Source organism: Streptomyces sp. CG 926 (assembly GCF_003148825.1).
Taxonomy (GTDB): domain Bacteria; phylum Actinomycetota; class Actinomycetes; order Streptomycetales; family Streptomycetaceae; genus Streptomyces.
Genome location: NZ_QGGZ01000005.1, coordinates 337,058 through 354,677 on the forward strand (window position 1 = coordinate 337,058; position 17,620 = coordinate 354,677).

The 17,620-nt window shown below is 71.7% G+C and carries 17 protein-coding genes and 1 tRNA gene; 8 read left to right on the forward strand and 10 right to left on the reverse strand.

Going from position 1 to position 17,620, the window contains the following annotated elements; all coding sequences use genetic code 11:
• Positions 1 to 20: 20 nt before the first annotated feature.
• From BCL76_RS16310 to BCL76_RS16325, 4 genes are all read right to left on the reverse strand, one after another.
• Positions 21 to 803: an SDR family oxidoreductase gene (locus BCL76_RS16310; protein WP_109780197.1), complete on the reverse strand. Its 783-nt coding sequence runs from the start codon at positions 801 to 803 to the stop codon at positions 21 to 23.
• A 435-nt stretch (positions 804 to 1,238) separates the two neighbouring features.
• On the reverse strand, positions 1,239 to 1,550 hold the full coding sequence (locus BCL76_RS16315) for a hypothetical protein (protein ID WP_109780198.1): 312 nt from the start codon (positions 1,548 to 1,550) through the stop codon (positions 1,239 to 1,241).
• A complete protein-coding gene (locus BCL76_RS16320; RefSeq protein WP_146228383.1) occupies positions 1,547 to 1,831 on the reverse strand; it encodes a hypothetical protein in 285 nt (94 codons plus the stop codon). Before BCL76_RS16320 ends, BCL76_RS16315 begins: the two co-directional genes overlap by 4 nt.
• Positions 1,832 to 1,904: 73 nt before the next feature.
• A complete protein-coding gene (locus BCL76_RS16325) occupies positions 1,905 to 2,330 on the reverse strand; it encodes a hypothetical protein (RefSeq protein ID WP_109780200.1) in 426 nt (141 codons plus the stop codon).
• Positions 2,331 to 2,508: 178 nt separating this feature from the next.
• On the opposite strand from BCL76_RS16325, the gene BCL76_RS16330 reads away from it, so the two are divergent.
• The 3 genes from BCL76_RS16330 (at position 2,509) to BCL76_RS16340 (ending at position 4,742) form a co-directional block, all read left to right on the forward strand.
• Positions 2,509 to 3,846 (forward strand): diacylglycerol/lipid kinase family protein, encoded by a 1,338-nt coding sequence (locus BCL76_RS16330; RefSeq protein WP_109780201.1) that lies wholly within the window; start codon positions 2,509 to 2,511, stop codon positions 3,844 to 3,846.
• A gap of 114 nt (positions 3,847 to 3,960) precedes the next feature.
• On the forward strand, positions 3,961 to 4,203 hold the full coding sequence (locus BCL76_RS16335) for an amphi-Trp domain-containing protein (protein WP_109780202.1): 243 nt from the start codon (positions 3,961 to 3,963) through the stop codon (positions 4,201 to 4,203).
• A complete protein-coding gene (locus BCL76_RS16340) occupies positions 4,200 to 4,742 on the forward strand; it encodes a hypothetical protein (protein ID WP_375137924.1) in 543 nt (180 codons plus the stop codon). The genes BCL76_RS16335 and BCL76_RS16340 overlap by 4 nt, the downstream gene beginning before the upstream one ends.
• Positions 4,743 to 4,756: 14 nt before the next feature.
• Here BCL76_RS16340 and BCL76_RS16345 read toward each other — a convergent pair whose 3' ends face one another.
• Positions 4,757 to 6,052, reverse strand: coding sequence for an aminotransferase-like domain-containing protein (locus tag BCL76_RS16345; protein WP_375137925.1), 1,296 nt, complete (start codon positions 6,050 to 6,052; stop codon positions 4,757 to 4,759).
• Between the two features lie 139 nt (positions 6,053 to 6,191).
• Here BCL76_RS16345 and BCL76_RS16350 point away from each other — a divergent pair, with 139 nt between their 5' ends.
• Positions 6,192 to 7,049, forward strand: coding sequence for a hypothetical protein (locus BCL76_RS16350; protein WP_109780204.1), 858 nt, complete (start codon positions 6,192 to 6,194; stop codon positions 7,047 to 7,049).
• 223 nt (positions 7,050 to 7,272) lie between these two features.
• Here the strand turns inward: BCL76_RS16350 and BCL76_RS16355 are convergent, their stop codons facing one another.
• The 3 genes from BCL76_RS16355 to BCL76_RS16365 form a co-directional block, all read right to left on the reverse strand.
• Positions 7,273 to 7,482 carry a DUF397 domain-containing protein gene (locus BCL76_RS16355; RefSeq protein WP_030761589.1) on the reverse strand — a complete coding sequence of 70 codons (210 nt, stop codon included), beginning with the start codon at positions 7,480 to 7,482 and terminating at the stop codon, positions 7,273 to 7,275.
• A 219-nt stretch (positions 7,483 to 7,701) separates the two neighbouring features.
• On the reverse strand, positions 7,702 to 8,586 hold the full coding sequence (locus BCL76_RS16360) for a helix-turn-helix domain-containing protein (RefSeq protein ID WP_030761592.1): 885 nt from the start codon (positions 8,584 to 8,586) through the stop codon (positions 7,702 to 7,704).
• 294 nt (positions 8,587 to 8,880) lie between these two features.
• Positions 8,881 to 9,615: a GOLPH3/VPS74 family protein gene (locus tag BCL76_RS16365; protein ID WP_030390041.1), complete on the reverse strand. Its 735-nt coding sequence runs from the start codon at positions 9,613 to 9,615 to the stop codon at positions 8,881 to 8,883.
• A gap of 186 nt (positions 9,616 to 9,801) precedes the next feature.
• Here BCL76_RS16365 and BCL76_RS16370 point away from each other — a divergent pair, with 186 nt between their 5' ends.
• The 4 genes from BCL76_RS16370 to BCL76_RS16385 all read left to right on the forward strand — a co-directional run bounded on the left by BCL76_RS16370 (position 9,802) and on the right by BCL76_RS16385 (position 16,362).
• The gene (locus BCL76_RS16370) at positions 9,802 to 12,354 is read left to right on the forward strand and encodes a D-alanyl-D-alanine carboxypeptidase family protein (RefSeq protein ID WP_258309729.1); all 2,553 of its coding nucleotides are present in this window, start codon (positions 9,802 to 9,804) and stop codon (positions 12,352 to 12,354) included.
• A 103-nt stretch (positions 12,355 to 12,457) separates the two neighbouring features.
• Positions 12,458 to 14,488: an MFS transporter gene (locus tag BCL76_RS16375; RefSeq protein WP_375137926.1), complete on the forward strand. Its 2,031-nt coding sequence runs from the start codon at positions 12,458 to 12,460 to the stop codon at positions 14,486 to 14,488.
• A gap of 144 nt (positions 14,489 to 14,632) precedes the next feature.
• The gene (locus tag BCL76_RS16380; protein WP_258309730.1) at positions 14,633 to 14,836 is read left to right on the forward strand and encodes a hypothetical protein; all 204 of its coding nucleotides are present in this window, start codon (positions 14,633 to 14,635) and stop codon (positions 14,834 to 14,836) included.
• A gap of 179 nt (positions 14,837 to 15,015) precedes the next feature.
• Positions 15,016 to 16,362: an ATP-binding protein gene (locus tag BCL76_RS16385; RefSeq protein WP_109780207.1), complete on the forward strand. Its 1,347-nt coding sequence runs from the start codon at positions 15,016 to 15,018 to the stop codon at positions 16,360 to 16,362.
• Here the strand turns inward: BCL76_RS16385 and BCL76_RS16390 are convergent.
• Together BCL76_RS16390 and BCL76_RS16395 are read right to left on the reverse strand one after the other, a co-directional pair.
• Complete coding sequence (locus BCL76_RS16390; protein WP_181382577.1) at positions 16,265 to 17,107, reverse strand: nitroreductase/quinone reductase family protein; 843 nt, start codon at positions 17,105 to 17,107, stop codon at positions 16,265 to 16,267. The two genes, BCL76_RS16385 and BCL76_RS16390, sit on opposite strands and share 98 nt — an antisense overlap.
• 230 nt (positions 17,108 to 17,337) lie before the next feature.
• Positions 17,338 to 17,410 (reverse strand) — tRNA-Arg (locus tag BCL76_RS16395).
• Positions 17,411 to 17,620 lie beyond the last annotated feature (210 nt).

The window sequence follows — 17,620 nt, forward strand, 5'->3', positions numbered from 1 at the left end:
TGATCCGGGGGTGGAGTGGGTCACCGCATCAGCTCACCGGCGTTGACCAGCAGAGACTGGCCGGTTACCGCCCGGGCCCGGTCGGAGGCGAGGAAGGCGACGGAGTCGGCGACGTCCCCGTCGGTGGCCAGATCGGGCAGTGCCATCCGCTGGGTGAGGCGGGCGTGCACCTCGGCCTCGGGGACACCCTCGGTGTGGGCGGTGAAGGTGACGAAGGCCTGCACGGGCGGGCCCCACATCCAGCCGGGCAGCACGGTGTTGACGCGGATCCGGTGCGGGCCGAGCTCGCGGGCCATGGAGTACATGGCCGAGGTCAGGGCCCCCTTGGAGGCGGCGTAGGCGGCCTGCTGCACCTCGTTGGGCGCGGCGACCGCCGACTGCGTTCCGATGATCACCACGGAGCCGCCGCGCTCCTTGAGCGCGGGCACGCAGGCGCGGGTCATCTTCAGCGTGCCGAGCAGGTTGACGTCGATGATCTGTTGCCAGGTCCCGAAGTCGGCGTCCTCCAGGCCCCCGAAGTAGGAGTCCCAGGCGGCGACGTGCACGACGGCGTCGATCCGGCCGAAACGCGTGAGCGCGAGCTCGGCGAGGGCCGCGCACTGCGCCTCGTCGGTGATGTCGGTGGCCCGGTAGGCGGTGTGGATCCCGTCGGGGTCGATCTCGGCGGCGGATTTGGCGAGATTCGCCTCGGTCCGCGCCCCGAGCACGGCGTTACCGCCGTCGCGCACGACGGTGGCGGCCACCTGATGCCCGAGCCCGGCCCCGACCCCGGAGACGATGACGGTCTTCCCTTGCAGCAGCATGACGGACCTCCGGGCGCACGGGGTATCTGACGGTGCGTCAGGCTACGGCGCGGGCGCGCCGGTGTGAAGGGGTGCGGATCCGAAGAGTGGCGGGGGCGGAGGCCGCCGAAGGTCCCCGGCCGCGCCGATCCGTGCGAGCGTCCGGTCGACGACGTCGAGGAGTTCCGGCTGCCGGCCGGTTCCCGAACCGGCGGGGACCTCCGCGGCGGTCCTCCACCGCCTCCGGCGTACGGGCGGCCGGGCATCGGGGTCTCCGCCCCTGTACGAGGCCGCGCAGGGAATCGAGGAGCAGGACGATGGAGAGATGGATCATCGTCCCCTGATCGGGCACGTGCCCCACCGAGGACGCCGCCCCCAACTGTCCGCTCCAGAGCATGTCTCCGAGATCGAAACCGTAGGGATCCTCCTGGTCGGGCCGGAGGGTGAACTTCACGATCATGACTCGCGGTTCGCCTCCCGAGAGGGGGCGGTCGGGGAGGTGTGGTCGCGCAGTACGCGGGCGCGCAGTACGCGGGCGATGTCGGCGTCCGTCGTGAGTGCGCTCAACCGGGGCGGGGTCCGCGAGTCGTCCAGCACGACGACGTGGAGGCGGTCTCCGACCTGCGGAGGGGGCACGTCCGACGACCACCAGGACGGATGCTTGGCCTGGTCGACGAACCCGGTGATGCCCTCGGCATCGACCTGCGATCCGTACGGGGCGACGGCGGTGACGACGACGTCGATCTCCTGGTGATTCACCAGCGTCATTCGGAGCTCCTCCACGGTGGACCCACCCGCACTCTCAACTGCCGATCGCGATCGACGCGGTCCGCGACGACCCCTGTGACGAGCTCACCGACCCCCGGAAGCCCGCCACCCGCCGAGGTGCCGCCCGGGTTGTACGAGAGGAGGTCGACGAAGACCCGCGCCTCGGGATCTCCGTCGACTTCCAGGAAGACGCCGTGCTGGAACGCCACTTTCACCCTCCCGGTGACGCGGGCTCCCACGGGATACCGGCTCTTGAGTCGTTCCCAGTGCCCCTCGTTCACGCGGCAACCTCCCCCTGTGCGCACTCGAATCGAACCTACCTCGTGCGAATCGCGGACCTCGGCGGGCGGGAGCTCAGCCTGGGAGGTCGTCGTTGAACGGCACCATGCCGGGGCCCCAGTCGAAGCGGAACTGCCGGTGCGACCGGTCGAAGCTGACCGAGATGCCGCAGGGAGGCGTGTTCAGGCTTTGGTGCACCCACCCGTCGATCGCCAGGGCCGCCACCTCCGACCGGTAGTCGGCACCGGGGTAGGTGAAGGAATCGACGACGACGAGGAGATGTCCTTCGTCAACGGGTGAAAGCTCTGTGGCGTGGAGTGAAAGTCCGTACGACAGCCATGCGGCGTCCTTCCAGTAGATGTGGCCTGTGGGAAGGCGCACGTGCAGGCGCTGGTAGATCTGGACGGCCGTCGACGGCGTGGATTCGGATTCTTCCGTGTGTGCCGAAAGATCGGCGGCGAGGCCGACTCCGCCCTTCATGAACCTGTACTTGTACTGCACCGCACTCCTCGTCCCACTCCTCGGAACCCGCCGAACCGTCCTCGGCGCCCTGCACCGTACGGAATTCATGATCCGGCCAACCGTCCGGCGCGGACCCGTTCGCGTTCGCGTCGACGGTCGATCCGCTTCGGGAGATGATCGGAGGTGACCCCGCGGCACGAGGCGAGGACGTGAGGGCATGGCACTCCCGCATACTTCCGACCCGCCCCGGCGGGCTCGGCCGTGGGCCCTGCTGGCCGTGGTCTGTGCGGTGCTCGCGGCGCTGACCCTGTTGGCGGACGGGGTCGTCGGAGGGCTGTTCGTCCTCGTCGTCGGGATCGCCGGCGCGGCGCTCACTGCCATGGGGACCTGGTGGGTGGTGTCCCATCGTGGGGCCGTCCGGCTGGTCGGCGCCCTGCTGATGCTGGGCGCGCCCGTGGCCATACTGCTCATCTTCGCCCGGGCGGACCTGTGGCCCACCGCGCTGCTCGCCATCGCGCTGTGGGCGGCCGCCGTGGCCTGCGCGCGGACCGCGCTGCGCGCCGCGCGCCGGCCCGACGGGATGCGCGCCGCCGTACGGGCCGACGCCCCGCGGAGCCCGGTGCTGATCATGAATCCGAAGTCCGGCGGCGGGAAGGTCGGCCGCTTCGGCCTCGTCGAGAAGAGCGAGGCGCTCGGCGCCCGGGTGCTGCTGCTGGACCCGGAAGTCGTCACGGACGTCGCCGCCCTCGCCCGGCAGGCGGTGGCCGACGGAGCGGATCTGCTCGGGGTGGCCGGCGGCGACGGCACCCAGGCCCGGGTGGCCGAGGTGGCCGCCGAGTACGACCTGCCGTTCCTCGTGATCTCGGCCGGCACCCGGAACCACTTCGCCATGGACCTCGGGCTGGACCGCGAGGACCCGGCCCGCTGCCTGGACGCGCTGGTCGACGGGGAGGAGCTCAGGGTCGACCTGGGAGTCGTGGGCGGCCAGTGCTTCGTCAACACGGCCTCGTTCGGCGTCTACGCGGAGATCGTGCAGCGACCGGAGTACCGGGACGCCAAGGCCGACTCGGCCCTCGCCGCACTGCCCGACCTCCTCATGGGTTACGCCGGCACCACCCTCGACGCGGCCACCGACGAGAACCGGCTGGAGGCCCAGCAGGCGCTGCTGGTCAGCAACAATCCGTACTCGTCCCCCGAACCGATGGGCGCCCGCAGGTCCCGGCTCGACCTCGGGGTGCTCGGCGTCGTCGGGATCCGGGTGAACAACGCCGCCCAGGCGGCCGACGTCGCGCTGCGCGGGGCGAAGGCGGCCGGCCTGCACCTGCTCACCTCCCGCCAGGTCGTCGTCGGATCGGCCGCGGAACGCGTCGCCGTCGCCGTGGACGGCGAGGCGCTGACCATGCCCACCCCCGTGACCTGCTCCATCCGCCCCGGCGCACTGCGCGTACTGGTGCCCAGGGGGCGCCCCGGAGCCCCACCGGCCGCCCCGCCCATGCAGTGGAGCGAGGTCCTCGCCCTCGCCTTCGACCGGCCGACGCGCCGGAACACCCCCTAGCACCCGAGAACCCCGGAATGCCCGGGATGCCCGACCTCCGGGGCGGCCTCACAATGGGCCTTACCCGGTGCCCGGTGCTCGGTGCCCGGTGCTCGTAGCGGATTGGAGACATCCGTGAAGGACCTCAAGTTCGAGCAGAAGAGTTCCCTTTCCCGCCTCGAGGCCGCCGATCAGCTCGCCGCCCTCGCCGAGGCTCTGCGCCACGGCGGCAACGCCGAACTGGAACTCGGCCCCGGGAAGATGAGCCTGCGCGTTCCCGACGAGCTCCGCACCGAGATCGAGGTCGAGGTCGGCGACGGCGAGATCGAGATGGAGATCGAGCTCAAGTGGCCCACCAGGCAGGCCGGGGCCGCGTGACAGCGCCCCCCGACGGCCCGGAGCCGGCCCCGGAAGGCCCGGCGGCGGTCCCCGGGCGTCCCGAGCGGGAGGTCGGGCGCGGCGACTACAGCGGCGCCGTCTACGGCTCGCTGCTCGCCGCCTCCGTGGTGGTGGGCGCCGGGACGCTCGGCAACTTCCCGCGGCTCGAACTCGTCGCGCTGCTGCTGGGGACCGGTGTGGTGTTCTGGGCGGCGCACGTCTTCGCCCGCCTCTTCGGGGTGCGGATGGTGCACCACCTGAGCTGGAGCGCGGTGCGCAGCACGGCCAGGGAGGAGCGCCCGATCATCAAGGCGGCCGTCCCACCGGCCGTCGCCGCGGCCATCGCCCCCCTGTTCGGGCTCGGGCACCAGGGCATCGTGTGGCTGGCGCTCGTGGTCGCCCTGGTCGGTCAGGTCGGCTGGGCCACCTTGGCCGCCGCCCGCGCCGGGGCCTCGCGCCGGATGATGATGCTGGCCGGCGCGATCAACCTCTTCCTCGGGGTACTCATCGTGCTGCTCAAGGTCGCCCTCCAGCACTGAAGGGCGACCGCGAGCTACTTCCCTCCGTGCCCTCCGTGCCCTCCGTGCCCTCCGTACTCCGCCAGCGCCGCGCGCAGCCGGCCGACACCCTCGGTGATCTCGGCGGGCGTGTGCGTCGTGAAGGAGAGGCGCAGGGTGCGGGGATCCGGGGCGGTGGCGTAGAAGGGGGCGCCCGGGACGAAGGCGACGCCGTGCGTGACGGCCGTCCTGAGCAGGTCCGTCGCGTCGTGGTCCGCCGGCAGACGGGCCCACAGGAACATGCCGCCCGCGGGCAGGTTCCACGCGCAGTCGGCCGGCAGGCTCCGCCCCAGGGCGGCGTGCAGGGCGTCGCGGCGCTCCCGGTAGGCCGTCCGGACCGCGGCTATGTGGGCATCGAGGTCCACGGCCGCGAGGTAGTGCGCCGCGGCCAGCTGGTCGACGGTGGAGGTGTGCAGGTCCGCCGCCTGCTTCGCGACCACCGCGGCCCGCCGCAGCGCCGCCGGGGCCCGGAGCCAGCCCAGGCGCAGCCCGGGGGCCATGACCTTGGAGAAGCTGCCGAGCAGGGCCGTACGGTCCTCCGCCCCCGGGTGCGCGGCCAGCCACGGGACGTCGGGGCCCTCGTAGCGGAGTTCGCCGTACGGGTCGTCCTCCACCAGCCACAGCCCGAGCCGGGCCGCGGTCCGCGCGACCGCCGCGCGGCGGTCGGCCGGGAGGGTGCGTCCGGTCGGGTTCTGGAAGGTGGGGACGGTGTAGAGCAGCTTCGGCCGCTCGCGCGCGACGACGTCCGCCAGCGCGTCCGGGAGGATGCCCTCCGCGTCGCAGGGCACGGCCACGACCCGAGCCCCCGCCAGGCGGAAGCACTGGAGGGCGGCGAGGTAGGTGGGGTTCTCGACCAGCACCACGTCGCCGGGTTCGACGAGGGTGGCGGTGATGAGGGTCAGGGCCTGCTGGGAGCCCGAGGTGATGAGTACGTCGTCCGGGCCGGTCGGCAGCCCGCGCGCGGTCGCCCGGGCGGCGACGGCCTCGCGGAGCTCGGGGGCGCCCTCGGTGGTCGAGTACTGGAGCGCGCGCCGCGCGGACACCGCGAAGGCGGCGTCGTACGCGGCCCGCAGGCCCTCGGTGTCGAAGAGTTCGGGTGCGGGGAGGCCGCCGGCGAGGGAGATGATCCCGGGGCGTTCGGTGAGCGCGAGGATCTCGCGTACGGGGGACCCCTCGACGGAGCCGGCGCGGGCGGCGAACGCGGGCGGCGGCGCGGTGGTGGGCGCGGTGGTGGGGGCGGGGGCGGGGGCGGACAGGGTGGCGGCGGCGGTGGCGGGCACGGCGGCGGGCACGGGCAGCTCCTTCAGGAGGCGGGTGCGCGCATCGTAACGAGGGAAAGTTGTAGATGGCACGTATGTATCAGGGGGTGGACCGGTCACCCGGCAGCCCCGACCCCTCCCCATCTGACGTCGCATCAGCTAGACCGTTTCCATGACGACAGGAGAGCAGGACCCGCAGCAGGACACCCGAGTCGAGGACTACGCCGAGCTCGCGGCCGTCGGCCCCTACGGCGTCCACCCCGGCCATGCGCTGATCACCATGGTGGAACCGCACCCGGGCCACGAGTACGCGTACAACCGCTGGTACGAGGACGACCACTACTACGCCGGCGCCATGGCCATGCCCTGGATGTACGCGGGCCGCCGCTGGGTGGCCACCCGCGAGCTGCAGGAGCTGCGCTACCCCGAGAAGTCCGCCGTCGCCCAGCCCGTCACCGCGGGCTGCTACATATCGACGTACTGGGTCACCCAGGGCCGCTACGACGAGCACATGAAGTGGACCGTCGGCATCAACAAGCGCCTCAACCGCGACGGGCGGGTCTACCAGGACCGCACCCACGTCTTCACGTCCTTCCAGGACCACGCCGCCACCGTCTACCGCGACGGCGCCGCCGGCCCTCGGGACTTCCACGCCCTGGACCACCCGTACGAGGGTCTCGTCGTCCAGGTCGTCGACGCCGACGGCCCCGAGCAGCGGGCCGAGTTGCTGGAGTGGCTGCGCTCGCGCGCCCTGCCGAAGCGGCTGCACGGCGGTCCGGCCGCGATGGTGACGGTCTTCCGTCCCACTCCGCTGCCGGGTGACCGGATGACGTACGTCAAGCAGGTGGAGGGCGTCGACACCCGCCTCACACTGCTGTGGTTCCTCCAGCAGGACCCCCGTACCTGCTGGGACCGCTTCCAGGGGCTGGACACGGAGGTCGCGGAGGCCGGGCTGGGGCGGGTGGAACTGGTGGCGCCGTTCATCCCGACGGTGCCGGGAACCGACCGTTACGTCGACCGACTGCGCTGAGGGAGCCGTCGGCGCCCCGGGCATGGCCGAGCCCCCTCGGCCAAGACGGCGGGTCGGTCGAGAGGGCTCCAGTCAGTGACGCGGGTGCTGCGGGTGGTGCGAGTACTGCGGGTGGTGCAGGTGCTGCGAGTGGTGCAGGTGGTGCGACAGCCGGGCCCGCTGGTGCCGACCGCGGGGACCGAACGGTAGCGACGGCGAGGGCGGTTGGGACGCGCCGTGATGTTCAGGCGAGGCGTCCCAGCCGGCCCTCGGTGACGCCGGCGACGAACGAGGTCCAGGAGTCGGGCGCGAAGGTGAGGGACGGGCCGTCCTGCGCCTTCGAGTCGCGGACGGCGATGGCCTCCATGACAGGGGACTTGACCTCGACGCAGGCGCCGTTGGCGGAGTAGGAGGACTTGATCCAGTTGGCCGTGGCGCCCTGGCGAATAGCCATGTTTCTCTCCGGTGAGCAGTAGTTCCGGTAGTTCCGGTGTCCTGTCGGCCACTTTTCCGGCTGACCTGATCGACGCTACCGGCAGCTCCTGACGGGTGAAGGGACCATTCACCCGACCGGGTGGCATATTCCATTCAAGCCTTCTGTGGCTGGGGAGTGACGGTGTACGGTACCGACCCGCTTGCCACATGCACGGTGGATCTCGGTCGTAACCGTCCCCTATTCGCCCTTGTCGGCATATTGGTTGATGATCCCCGAGATGAAGTCCCGGGTCTGGTCGACATTGAGCGCCTGTGCGCGCAGGTGCTCGTACATCACGCTGTACTTCTGGACGTCGTTGGCCTTCTCCAGGTACAGGTCGCTGGTCACGCCCTCGATGTAGACGACGGTCGAGTCGGACGCGTCCGGGAACTCCAAGATCGCGTACTGGCCGTTCACGCCGGGGTGCGCGCCCAGCTCGAAGGGCATCACCTGCACCGTGACGTGCGGCTGCTCCGATTGCTCTATCAAGTATTCGAGCTGCCGGATCATCAACTGGGCGTCGCCCACGCGCCGGCGCAGCGCCGCCTCGTCGATCACCGCCCACAGCCGCAGCGGGCCGAGGTCCGGGTTGTTGTTCTCCGTCTCGGAGAGCCGCTTCTGGCGGTGCATCCGGACCTGGACGCGCTTGTCGACGTCGGCCGGGGCGGTCTCGGGCCACGCGCCGCGGACGAGCGACTGGGCGTACTCCGTCGTCTGGAGCAGCCCCGGGATCACCAGGGGCTCGTACGTGCGCAGGCTGGCGGCGTCCGTCTCCAGGCCGATGTAGACGCTGTACGGGATGTCACCGAAGGCGTGCCACCAGCCCTGCTGACGGGAGTCCTTGGCCATCTGCATGAGCGAGTCGATGAGGCGGCGGTCCTCGACCTCGTAGACGTCGCACAGGTCGCGGACATCGCGCTGGCTGATGGAACGGCGACCGTTCTCCAGTCGGCTGATCTTCGACTGGGAGACGAGGAGGCGCTCGGCGACCTGTTCGGCCGTCATGCCCTTGTCCTCGCGGAGCTTGCGCAACTCCATGCCCAGTCGGCGGCGTCGGACGGTGGGATTGACATTGGACGCCACGTGAACGGCACCTCCGCCTTCTTCTGTCGTTTGCAGCTGTCTCTCTGCGTATCTGCTGTTGAGCAGACTGCCACCGAAGCGGGCGGCGGCGCTGGGGAACGCCGGGAAACACAGACGCGCGGGGTGGCGGGGTCGGCGAACCGGCCCCGCCACCCCGCGCGCTGGCGGCTCCCGAACCGACCGGGTCCTCGCGGACGTCGGCCTGGGCGGTGGCGTTGCGATGGTGACGATGGTGATGCGATCAAGCGGGTGGAACGAGGTGGAACGAGGTCGTACGAGGCGGAACGGGGTGGATCAGTGCGCGGCCGCGCGGGCCATCGCGCCCGTCCGGCGCGGCTGCAGCGGAACGCTGCTCGCCGTGGCCCGGGCCGGCGGTGCGGGTGCGCGGTCGCGGCGTGGCTGTGCGGCCACACCGTTCTGGACGTCCATCACGGCATGCGCCACGAGTCCGCCCATCGGGTCGTGCCGGATCAGGTCCCGCAGTCGGGATCTGGACGACCGCCCCTCGTTGCCGGGGTACAGGTGCTTGCCGAGTCCGACCGCGTGGGCCAGTGCGGCGAGCGCCGCGGTCCGCGGGTCCGGCGGTACGCCGGTGCGGATCGCACTGTCGAGCCGGGCTCGGATCTCCCGGCTGATCTCCGTGTCCGTCGCCTGGTAGCGAGTCGTCGGAAGCACTCCGCACATCTGTCCCGCGACGGCATGCACCATGCCGCAACGCTCCAGATGAGCGAGGTAAATCTGGCGGAGCCCCAGTCGGGGTCCGCCGATCCAGTGGACGGCCCGTACCGGGCTGCCGCGCCTGCGCAGCAGTTCCAGTGCGGAGTCCAGAGTCGGATCTCCTGTCGGCCGTGGCATCACCACGGCGATACGATCCCCATCAGGGGCTATCCGTCCTGCCAGAGCCAGCTCCACTAGCTGTGCCCCGGCCAGGCCGAGGTCGAGCGACTGCGGCTGCGCCGTGGTACCCGTGGCCGGGTCCAAGGCGAGCAGCAGAAGCTCCTCCGGAATTGTTCTGCGGCTCCTGCCCATCCATGCCTCCCCGCGTGGATGAGTGACAGGGTGACGCCTCTCACATTCATCTGTCGAGAGCGCGTGGCCGCTTTGTGGGGGAACCCGCAGCTATGTCGTTCTCGTCTCGCACGGGGGCGATGCCCCCGAGACGGGACACTGTTAGACATTCGGACAGCCGGACGTGGCGGCGATGGAGGAGGAACGGTGGCGGGCGAGTCCCCCGACAAGTCGGTAGATGCAGGAGCGCCGGGGGCGGCGGAGTCGTCCGCGGAGCGTGATCCGAGGCTGTCGGTGTTCCGGCCGCGGGATCCCGAGAGCGGCGCGGCCGCGGCTGCCGGTGCCGGTGCCGGTGCCGGTGTCGGCGTCGACGTTGACGTCGATGCCGATGTGAAGGCCGAAGCCGAAGTCGAAGCCGAAGGCGCAGCGGAGTCCGAGGTCGAAACGGAAGCCGCAGCGGAGTCCGAGGCCGGAGCCGGCGAGCGGGACCCGCTGCGGGACGCGGTGGCGGCGTGGGTCGCCTCCGCGGACGCCGACGACGCTGCGGACGCCGACGCCGACGCCGACGCCGACGACAACGCCGCGGCGGGCGAAGTCGAGGATTCCGATTCGGTGGTCGACGAGGCGGACGCGGTCGAACCCGAGGTCGACGGGTCCGGCGCGCCGGCTGCCCGTACCGAAGCGGCAGACGCCGACGCCGACTCCGACTCGGATTCCGCTTCGAGTTCCTCCGACGCTCCGACTCCTGCCGTCGAGGCGAAGCCGGCGGCCGATGAGCCGAAGGTCGAGGGGCCCGCGGACAGCGAGCGCACCGCCGTGTTCAGGGCGTTCACGCCCGCCAAGGCGAAGCCCGCGACCGAGGAACCGAAGGCCGAGGAGCCTGCGGACAGTGAGCGCACCGCCGTGTTCCGTGCCGTGAAGTCTGATTCCGCTTCGGCTCCCGCCGTGAAGCGACCCGAGCCCGCGGTCGAGAAGCCGAAGGTGGACGAGTCCCCGGACAGTGAGCGCACCGCGGTCTTCCGCGCCGTGAAGCCCGCTGCCGCTTCGGCCTCCGACGCAGAGGCGAAGCCGGCCGCCGCGGCCGACAAGCCCGTGGACAGCGAGCGCACCGCGGTCTTCCGCGTCCCCAAGGCGGACGCCGCCGAGGCGGACGCCCCGAAGCAGGCTCCGGCCAAGCCGCTGACCCTGGCCAAGCCGAACGAGGCCCGGATCGCCGCCAAGCCGGCCGAGCCGAAGCCCGCCGACCCGAAGCCCGCCGAGCCGAAGCCCGCCGAGTCGAAGCCCGCCGGGGCTGCGCCCGCGGCCAAGCCGACCGCCGCCGAGCCGCCCAAGGGCAGCACCTTCGTCCCGCTGCGCCCGGAGGGCACCGCGCCCGCGCCCACGGCCGGGCAGCGGCCGAAGGCTGCGGTTCCGGCTCCGCCCGCCACCGCGCGGTTCGACCACTCCGAGCGGACCACGCAGCAGCCGCTGCCGCCCAAGCCGCCGCTCGACATGCTGGCGGACCTCACGAACAACCCGCCCCCGCCGCCGAGCCCGATGCGCACCGCCGTCCGGCGGATCAAGATCTACGCGCCGCTCGTCGTGCTCCTGGCGGTCATCCTGGCCGTGGTGCAGCTCGTGCGTCCGCTGCCCGAGCCGACGCTCGTCATGACCGCGAAGTCCTCGTACACCTTCGAGGGCGCCCAGCCCCAGCTGCCGTGGCCCACCGAGGGTCAGGCGTACATGGCGGCCGCCGGCCTCGGCACGCTCGGCCAGTCCGGCGAGCAGAAGCCCGTGCCGATCGCGAGCGTCACCAAGTCGATGACGGCGTACATCATCCTGCGCGACCACCCCGTCAAGAAGGGTGAGCAGGGCGCGATGATCGACGTCGACAAGACGGCCGAGACCGAGGGCAAGAAGAACAACTCGACCGACAACGAGTCCACCCTCGACACGGTCAAGGAGGGCGACAAGATCTCGGAGTACGACGCGATCGCCGCCCTCATGATCCCGTCGGCCAACAACATCGCGCGGCTGCTCGCGCGCTGGGATTCCGGTTCCCAGGAGGCGTTCGTCAAGAAGATGAACGACACCGCCAAGGAACTGGGCATGAAGAACACCACGTACACGGACCCCTCGGGGCTGGACGCGACGACGGTGAGCACCGCCGAGGACCAGGTGAAGCTGGGGCTGAAGCTCGTCGAGATCGAGACGCTGCTCGACATCACGAAGAAGCCCAGCTGGATCGACCCGTCCGGCAAGAAGTGGGACAACTGGAACCGGCTGGTTCCGTACAACGACTCGCTCGGCATCAAGACCGGTACGACGACCAAGGCCGGCGGAAACCTCCTCTTCGCCGCGCAGAAGAAGATCGGCAACACCAACCAGCTGATCGTCGGAGCGGTCCTCGGCCAGCACAAGCCGGCGATCATCGACACCGTCATCGCCGCCAGCAAGCAGCTCATGCTCGCCACCCAGAAGTCCCTCGACGGCGCGACCGTCGTCAAGAAGGGCGATGTCGTGGGCTACGTCGACGACGGGCTCGGCGGCCGCACGCCGGTCGTCGCCACCGCCGACGTGCAGGCGATCGGCTGGGGCTCGCTGACCGTGTCCATCAAGCTCGCGGACGGCGGCGGCAAGCTGCCGCAGACCGCGACGGCCGGTACCGAGGTCGGCCTGCTGACCGTCGGCGAGGGTGCCAGCCAGGTCAAGGTGCCGGTGGCGCTGAAGACCGACCTGGCCGCGCCGGGTATCGGCAGCAAGCTGACGCGCGTCGGCTGACATCCGGTGAGAGCGTGGATCCGGCGCCCCGGGCAACCCCGGGGCGCCGGGTCGCGTCTTGGCCCCCGGGAAGTTCGTGACTCATGGGTTGGGGAGTGCGGCAGTGACCACCGCTGAGCAGCAGGGCCGGCGCCCGGAGGCCATCCCGACGGCCGACGCGCCCGGGGCGCCCGCCGCGGGCGCCGGGTCGGCGGCCGGCGCAGGGTCCGCCGTGGTCGCCCGGTCGGCAGGGTCCGCCGTACGCTCCGCGCCCGCGGAGGCATCGGCGCCCGCTCCCGCCCCCGCTCCCGCGCCCTCTGCCGGACCCGGACCCGGACGTGGACCCGGGCCCGAAGGCATACGGCCGCCCCGCGGCCCGCTCGGGGCCGTCCTCGACCCGGCCCGGCGCCACCCGGTGGTCGTCGCCACCGTCCTGGCCGGGCTGCTGCACGTCGTCTGGTTCTTCTGCTTCGCCAACAGCGGCGGCGACCTGGCCGCGCAGGACGCCTGGGCCGAGTTCGTCGGCCGCCATCCCGACTCGGCGTACAACCTCGCCTGGTACGGCGGCATGCACCCCGTCTCGTACAGCGTGATCTCGCCGTACCTCATGCACATGCTCGGCGTCCGGACCACGATGATGATCGCCGGCACCGTCTCGGCCGGGCTGCTCGCGCTGATCCTCACCCGCTGCCGCGGGGCCGTGCGCGAGCCCCTGTGGCCCGCGCTCGCCGGCGTCTACGGGCTGTTCTGCAACGCCCTCTCGGGCCGCGTCACCTTCGGCCTCGGCGTGGTGTTCGCGCTCGGCGCCGTCGCCGCCGTCTTCTGCTGGCCCCGCAAATGGGCGGAGCGGCGCTGGGCCAAGGCCGCGGTGGCGGCTCCGCTGGCCGGCCTCGCGACGGCCGCCAGCCCCGTCGCCGGGCTCTTCCTCGGGGTGATCGCGGCCGCGCTGTTCCTGAGCGGGCGGCGCCCGGGCGCGTACGCGCTGGGGCTGGCCCCGGTCGCCGTGGTGGGGCTGTCGGCGTGGCTGTTCCCGTTCTCCGGGACACAGCCGATGAAGATCGGCTCGGCCGGGCTGCCGTTCGTGTTCGGGCTGCTGATCGTGTTCCTCGTACCGCGGCGGTGGAAGACCGTCCGGATCGCCGCGGCCGTCTACGCCCTCGGGGTCTTCCTCACCTGGGTGATCGACTCGCAGGTCGGCTCGAACGTCACCCGCATGGTGATGCTGTTCGGCGGGGTCGCGCTGCTCGCGGCCCTCCCGTACGAGCTGCCGCGCTCGCGGCGCTGGTACGCGGTGCTGCTGGCCTTCGTCGGGCTCAACGCCTGGATCACCACCAACAGCGTCACCGACATCGTCCGCACCACCCCGCTGGCCTCCTGGAGCCGGGAGCTGGCCCCGCTCGTCGACCAGCTGCAGAAGGCGTCGGCCGACCGGGGCCGGGTCGAGGTCGTCCCGGCCAGCAGCCACCGCGAGTCCTCCGCCTTCCCCTCGTACGTGAACCTGGCCCGCGGCTGGAACCGGCAGGCCGACCTGGAGCGCAACCCGCTCTTCTACGACGACACCCTCAGCGCGGAGAGCTACCGGGCCTGGCTGGAGCGCTGGGCCGTGCACTACGTGGTGCTGCCCGCCGACGAACCCGACTCGGGCGGGGAGGACGAGGCGAAGCTGGTGCGCGGCGGGCTGCCGTACCTCCAGCAGGTGTGGGGCGACGCGAACTGGCAGCTCTTCAAGGTCGACGGGCCCACCGACCTGGTGGCCGGTCCGGCGACCGTGGTGCGGGCGAGCGCCGACCAGCTGGTCGTCGACGTGAAGCAGCCCGGACGGGTGCTCGTGCGGATCCCGCACTCGCCGTGGCTGGGGCTGGTGGACGCGGCGGGCAAGCCCGTACCGCCGCCGCAGGAGACCTTCGCCTCCAAGGCGCGGGGCGGGAGCGGGGACGGCGGCGCGCTGAGCAAGCAGTACGCGAACACGGGGGGCTGCCTCTTCAAGGCCGCTCCGGACGACACCGGGGACGTGTGGACGGAGCTGCTGGCGCCGGCGCCGGGGGAGTACCGGGTGGCGGCGAAGTACCAGCTGCCGCGGGGGACGCCCTGCCCGGAGGACCTGGTGCACCAGACGCTGGGCCGACCGAAGAGTCCGGCCCCGCCGCGTCCTTGATCGACTCGATCGACTCGATCGACTCGATCGGTTTGATCTGCTTGATCGGAATTCTTTGCACATCGGTCCGGGTGCGTTGGTCCGTATATGTGCATACGATCCCAGTAGTCCGATTGGGTGCTTCCCGAAGGAGTTGACGACGGGATGAACAAAGAGCAGAAGCGGGATGTCCGGGCGGCCATCGCGAAGGCGCAGGAATCGGCGCAACCGCCGCGCGTTCCGGGACACGGCTTCAGCGGTCCGGTACGGAGCAAGGTCAAGGGCGGCCCGCACACGAAGGCCGCGCTCAAGCGAGCCGGCACTCCGCAGGGCGACCGTATCGGCGAACGCAGCAGTGGCCTGAGCTGACCGTGATGGCACAGCCCTTCCGGCCCGCGCCGGAAGGGCTTCGTGCGCTCCGTGCGCTCTGTGCCCTTCATGCCCTCCGTGCCCTTCGCGGACTCCGTCGATATCCGGCCTGAGCCGCCGCGATCCGGCCGGATCCCGCCGCTCACCCGCCGGGGCTCGCGCATTACCGTGACGTGACCATGAACGACACGCAGCGCGACGAGCGGCTGCGGCCGCGCCCGCGGCTGCCTGCCTGGACCTCCACCCTGACCTGGAAGGCCACGGTCTTCATCACCCTCATGTGCTGCGGCCTCGCGGCACTGCTGGGCTGCCTCGTGCACGGCGCCATGACCCACCAGACCGTGGGCGCGGCCCGGGAGAAGGCGCTGACCCGGCTGGAACGGACCATCGAGGCCTACGAGACCGGCGCGCGCATGCCGCGTGGCGAGGGCATCGACCCGGCCGGTCTGCCCCCTGAACTGCGCGCCCTGGCCGTCGGCGGCCGGCGCGGCACGGCCGTCGGCACGTACCGCAGCCGGCCCGTGATGTGGGCGGCCGCGCCCGCCGCCCAGGGCAGCGCGATCGCCGTCTTCGTGGACTTCCGGGCGAGCGAGCGGACCATCGTCGAACTGGACCGGGCCATCCTCGGCTCCTCCGGGCTCGCCATCGGCGGCACCCTCCTCATCGGCGCGTTCGTCGTCACCCGGATCACCCGGCGGCTGCACCTGACCGCACAGGTAGCCCGCCGGATCAGCGCCGGCGACCTGGACGCGCGCGTCGACGACAGCACGCGCAGCAAGGACGAGGTGGCGGCGGTCTCCCGGGCCCTGGACACCATGGCCTCGTCGCTGCAGGGCAAGCTCGAAGCGGAACAGCGGTTCACGGCCGACGTCGCCCATGAGCTCCGTACCCCGCTGACCGGCCTGAACGCGGCCGCCGAGCTCCTGCCGCCGGGCCGCCCGGCCGAACTCGTACGGGACCGGGTGCGGGCGATGCGCTCGCTGACCGAGGACCTGCTGGAGATCTCCCGGCTGGAGACGCGCAGCGAACGTCTGGAACTGGACTCGCACGACCTGGTCGACCTGGCGGCGCGCACCATCCGCGCCTCGGGCACCGACACGGCCCTGGAGGTGCGGGGCGCGCACGGGTTCCTACGGGTCGACACCGACCGGCGGCGCCTGGAGCGGATCCTGGGCAACCTCGTGGCCAACGCGCACCGCCACGGAGCGGCCCCGGTCACGCTCACGGTCGACGGCCGGAGCCTGACCGTCACGGACTCGGGTCCGGGCTATCCGGAGTACCTGCTCACCACCGGCCCGCAGCGGTTCCGTACGGAGGGCACGAACAAGGGCCACGGGCTGGGTCTGACCATCGCCGCCGGTCAGGCCCGGGTCCTCGGCGCCACCCTCACCTTCCGCAACCGGGAGGCGGGCGGCGCCGAGGCCCGCGTCACGCTTCCAGGGCCCGCAGGACCGGGAGCAACTGCGCCTCTTCGACGTCGAGATGAGCTTCCAGTTCCCGGCTCATCCGCTCCACCCGCTCGCTGAACCCGGCGCCGGGCGCGTCCAGGGCGCGTACCAACTCCTCTTGGATCTCGGCGATGACACGGTGCTCGTCGCCCACGCGGCGGAAGAACTCCACCATGTGCGGATGCTGTTGCTCCAGATACGGGAAGAGGCCGGCGTCCTCGCTCCGGTGATGGAACTCCAGCGCGTGGCAGAACGCGAGGCAGTGCTGTCGCAGTTGCAGCCCGAGCGAGGCCGCCCCGGCGCCGCGGGGCTCCTCGCGCGCGAGTTCCCGTACGAGAGCCAGCTGCCTCCGCAGCCAAGCGTGCACGTCGAGCAGCTTCCCGGCGATCCCGCCCTCCTGGGCCGGGGCCTCGTGCGTGCGCTGGAGCGCGACGACGGGGAGCACCCGCCGGGTGCGCGCCTGGTACTCCCCGTACCCGGGCTCCGCGCGGACGATCCACGCGAACAACTCGTCGCGCCGCGCCCCTTGGGCGGGTACGGCAACGGCCTCGTACCGCTCGGACCCGGTCTCGACCTCCACGAGGGGCCGCGCGAGCAGATTGTGATACCAGGCGGGATGCCGGTCGGCCCCGGCGGCGGACGCGACGACGAACAGCTCCCCGGCGCCGCCCTCACGGGCGAGGCCGAGCGGAACGGTGTGCGGCTTTCCGGACCTGGCGCCGGTGGTGGTGAGCAGGATCAGCTCGGAACCTTCGAAGGGCCCGCCGACCTGGCCGGCGTTCGCCCTGAACTCTTCGATGACGGTGTGATTGAACGATGACACGGAGTGTTGATTCCTCACGGTGTGTGTGCGTGCGAGAGCAGCGGAGCACCCGAGGGAGATCACCCGTAGCCGGTGGCGTACACGCCCATGGGCCCGGTCCTTCACGAACAGGTGCCTGCCCGACCACCGCCCGGCCCACATCTCAGTAGGCGGCGTCACGCGACACGTGCGCCATGTAACCACAACGCGAAGAGGCCCCGCGATCGATATCGACCGCGGGACCTCGTCCGTGCCCTCGGCAGGATTCGAACCTGCGACACCGGCTTTAGGAGAGCCGTGCTCTATCCCCTGAGCTACGAAGGCGGGGATCTGTGGGAAAACGTGTAGGAAATCGGGGTGAACCCTGCGATGCCAGACACGTCGTCCCAGGATCTTGCGCGGTGCACAGCCAGGGCTGTGCACCGGCGCCAGTGTAGCGGGTGGGGGCTGTAGGTTGCTGTCGGATTGGGGGCATGTGATCTTGCGGTGGGGCCTGGGGCCCGCAGCGAGCTCCGCTGGCGGGACCGCGTCGGC

Coding starts and splice junctions, on each gene's coding strand:
- BCL76_RS16385 (WP_109780207.1), top strand. CDS start 15,016: ATGAACGACACGCAGCGCGACGAGCGGCTGCGGCCGCGCCCGCGGCTG.
- BCL76_RS16315 (WP_109780198.1), bottom strand. CDS start 1,550: ATGACGCTGGTGAATCACCAGGAGATCGACGTCGTCGTCACCGCCGTC.
- BCL76_RS16350 (WP_109780204.1), top strand. CDS start 6,192: ATGACGACAGGAGAGCAGGACCCGCAGCAGGACACCCGAGTCGAGGAC.
- BCL76_RS16310 (WP_109780197.1), bottom strand. CDS start 803: ATGCTGCTGCAAGGGAAGACCGTCATCGTCTCCGGGGTCGGGGCCGGG.
- BCL76_RS16365 (WP_030390041.1), bottom strand. CDS start 9,615: ATGGGCAGGAGCCGCAGAACAATTCCGGAGGAGCTTCTGCTGCTCGCC.
- BCL76_RS16330 (WP_109780201.1), top strand. CDS start 2,509: ATGGCACTCCCGCATACTTCCGACCCGCCCCGGCGGGCTCGGCCGTGG.
- BCL76_RS16355 (WP_030761589.1), bottom strand. CDS start 7,482: ATGGCTATTCGCCAGGGCGCCACGGCCAACTGGATCAAGTCCTCCTAC.
- BCL76_RS16380 (WP_258309730.1), top strand. CDS start 14,633: ATGAACAAAGAGCAGAAGCGGGATGTCCGGGCGGCCATCGCGAAGGCG.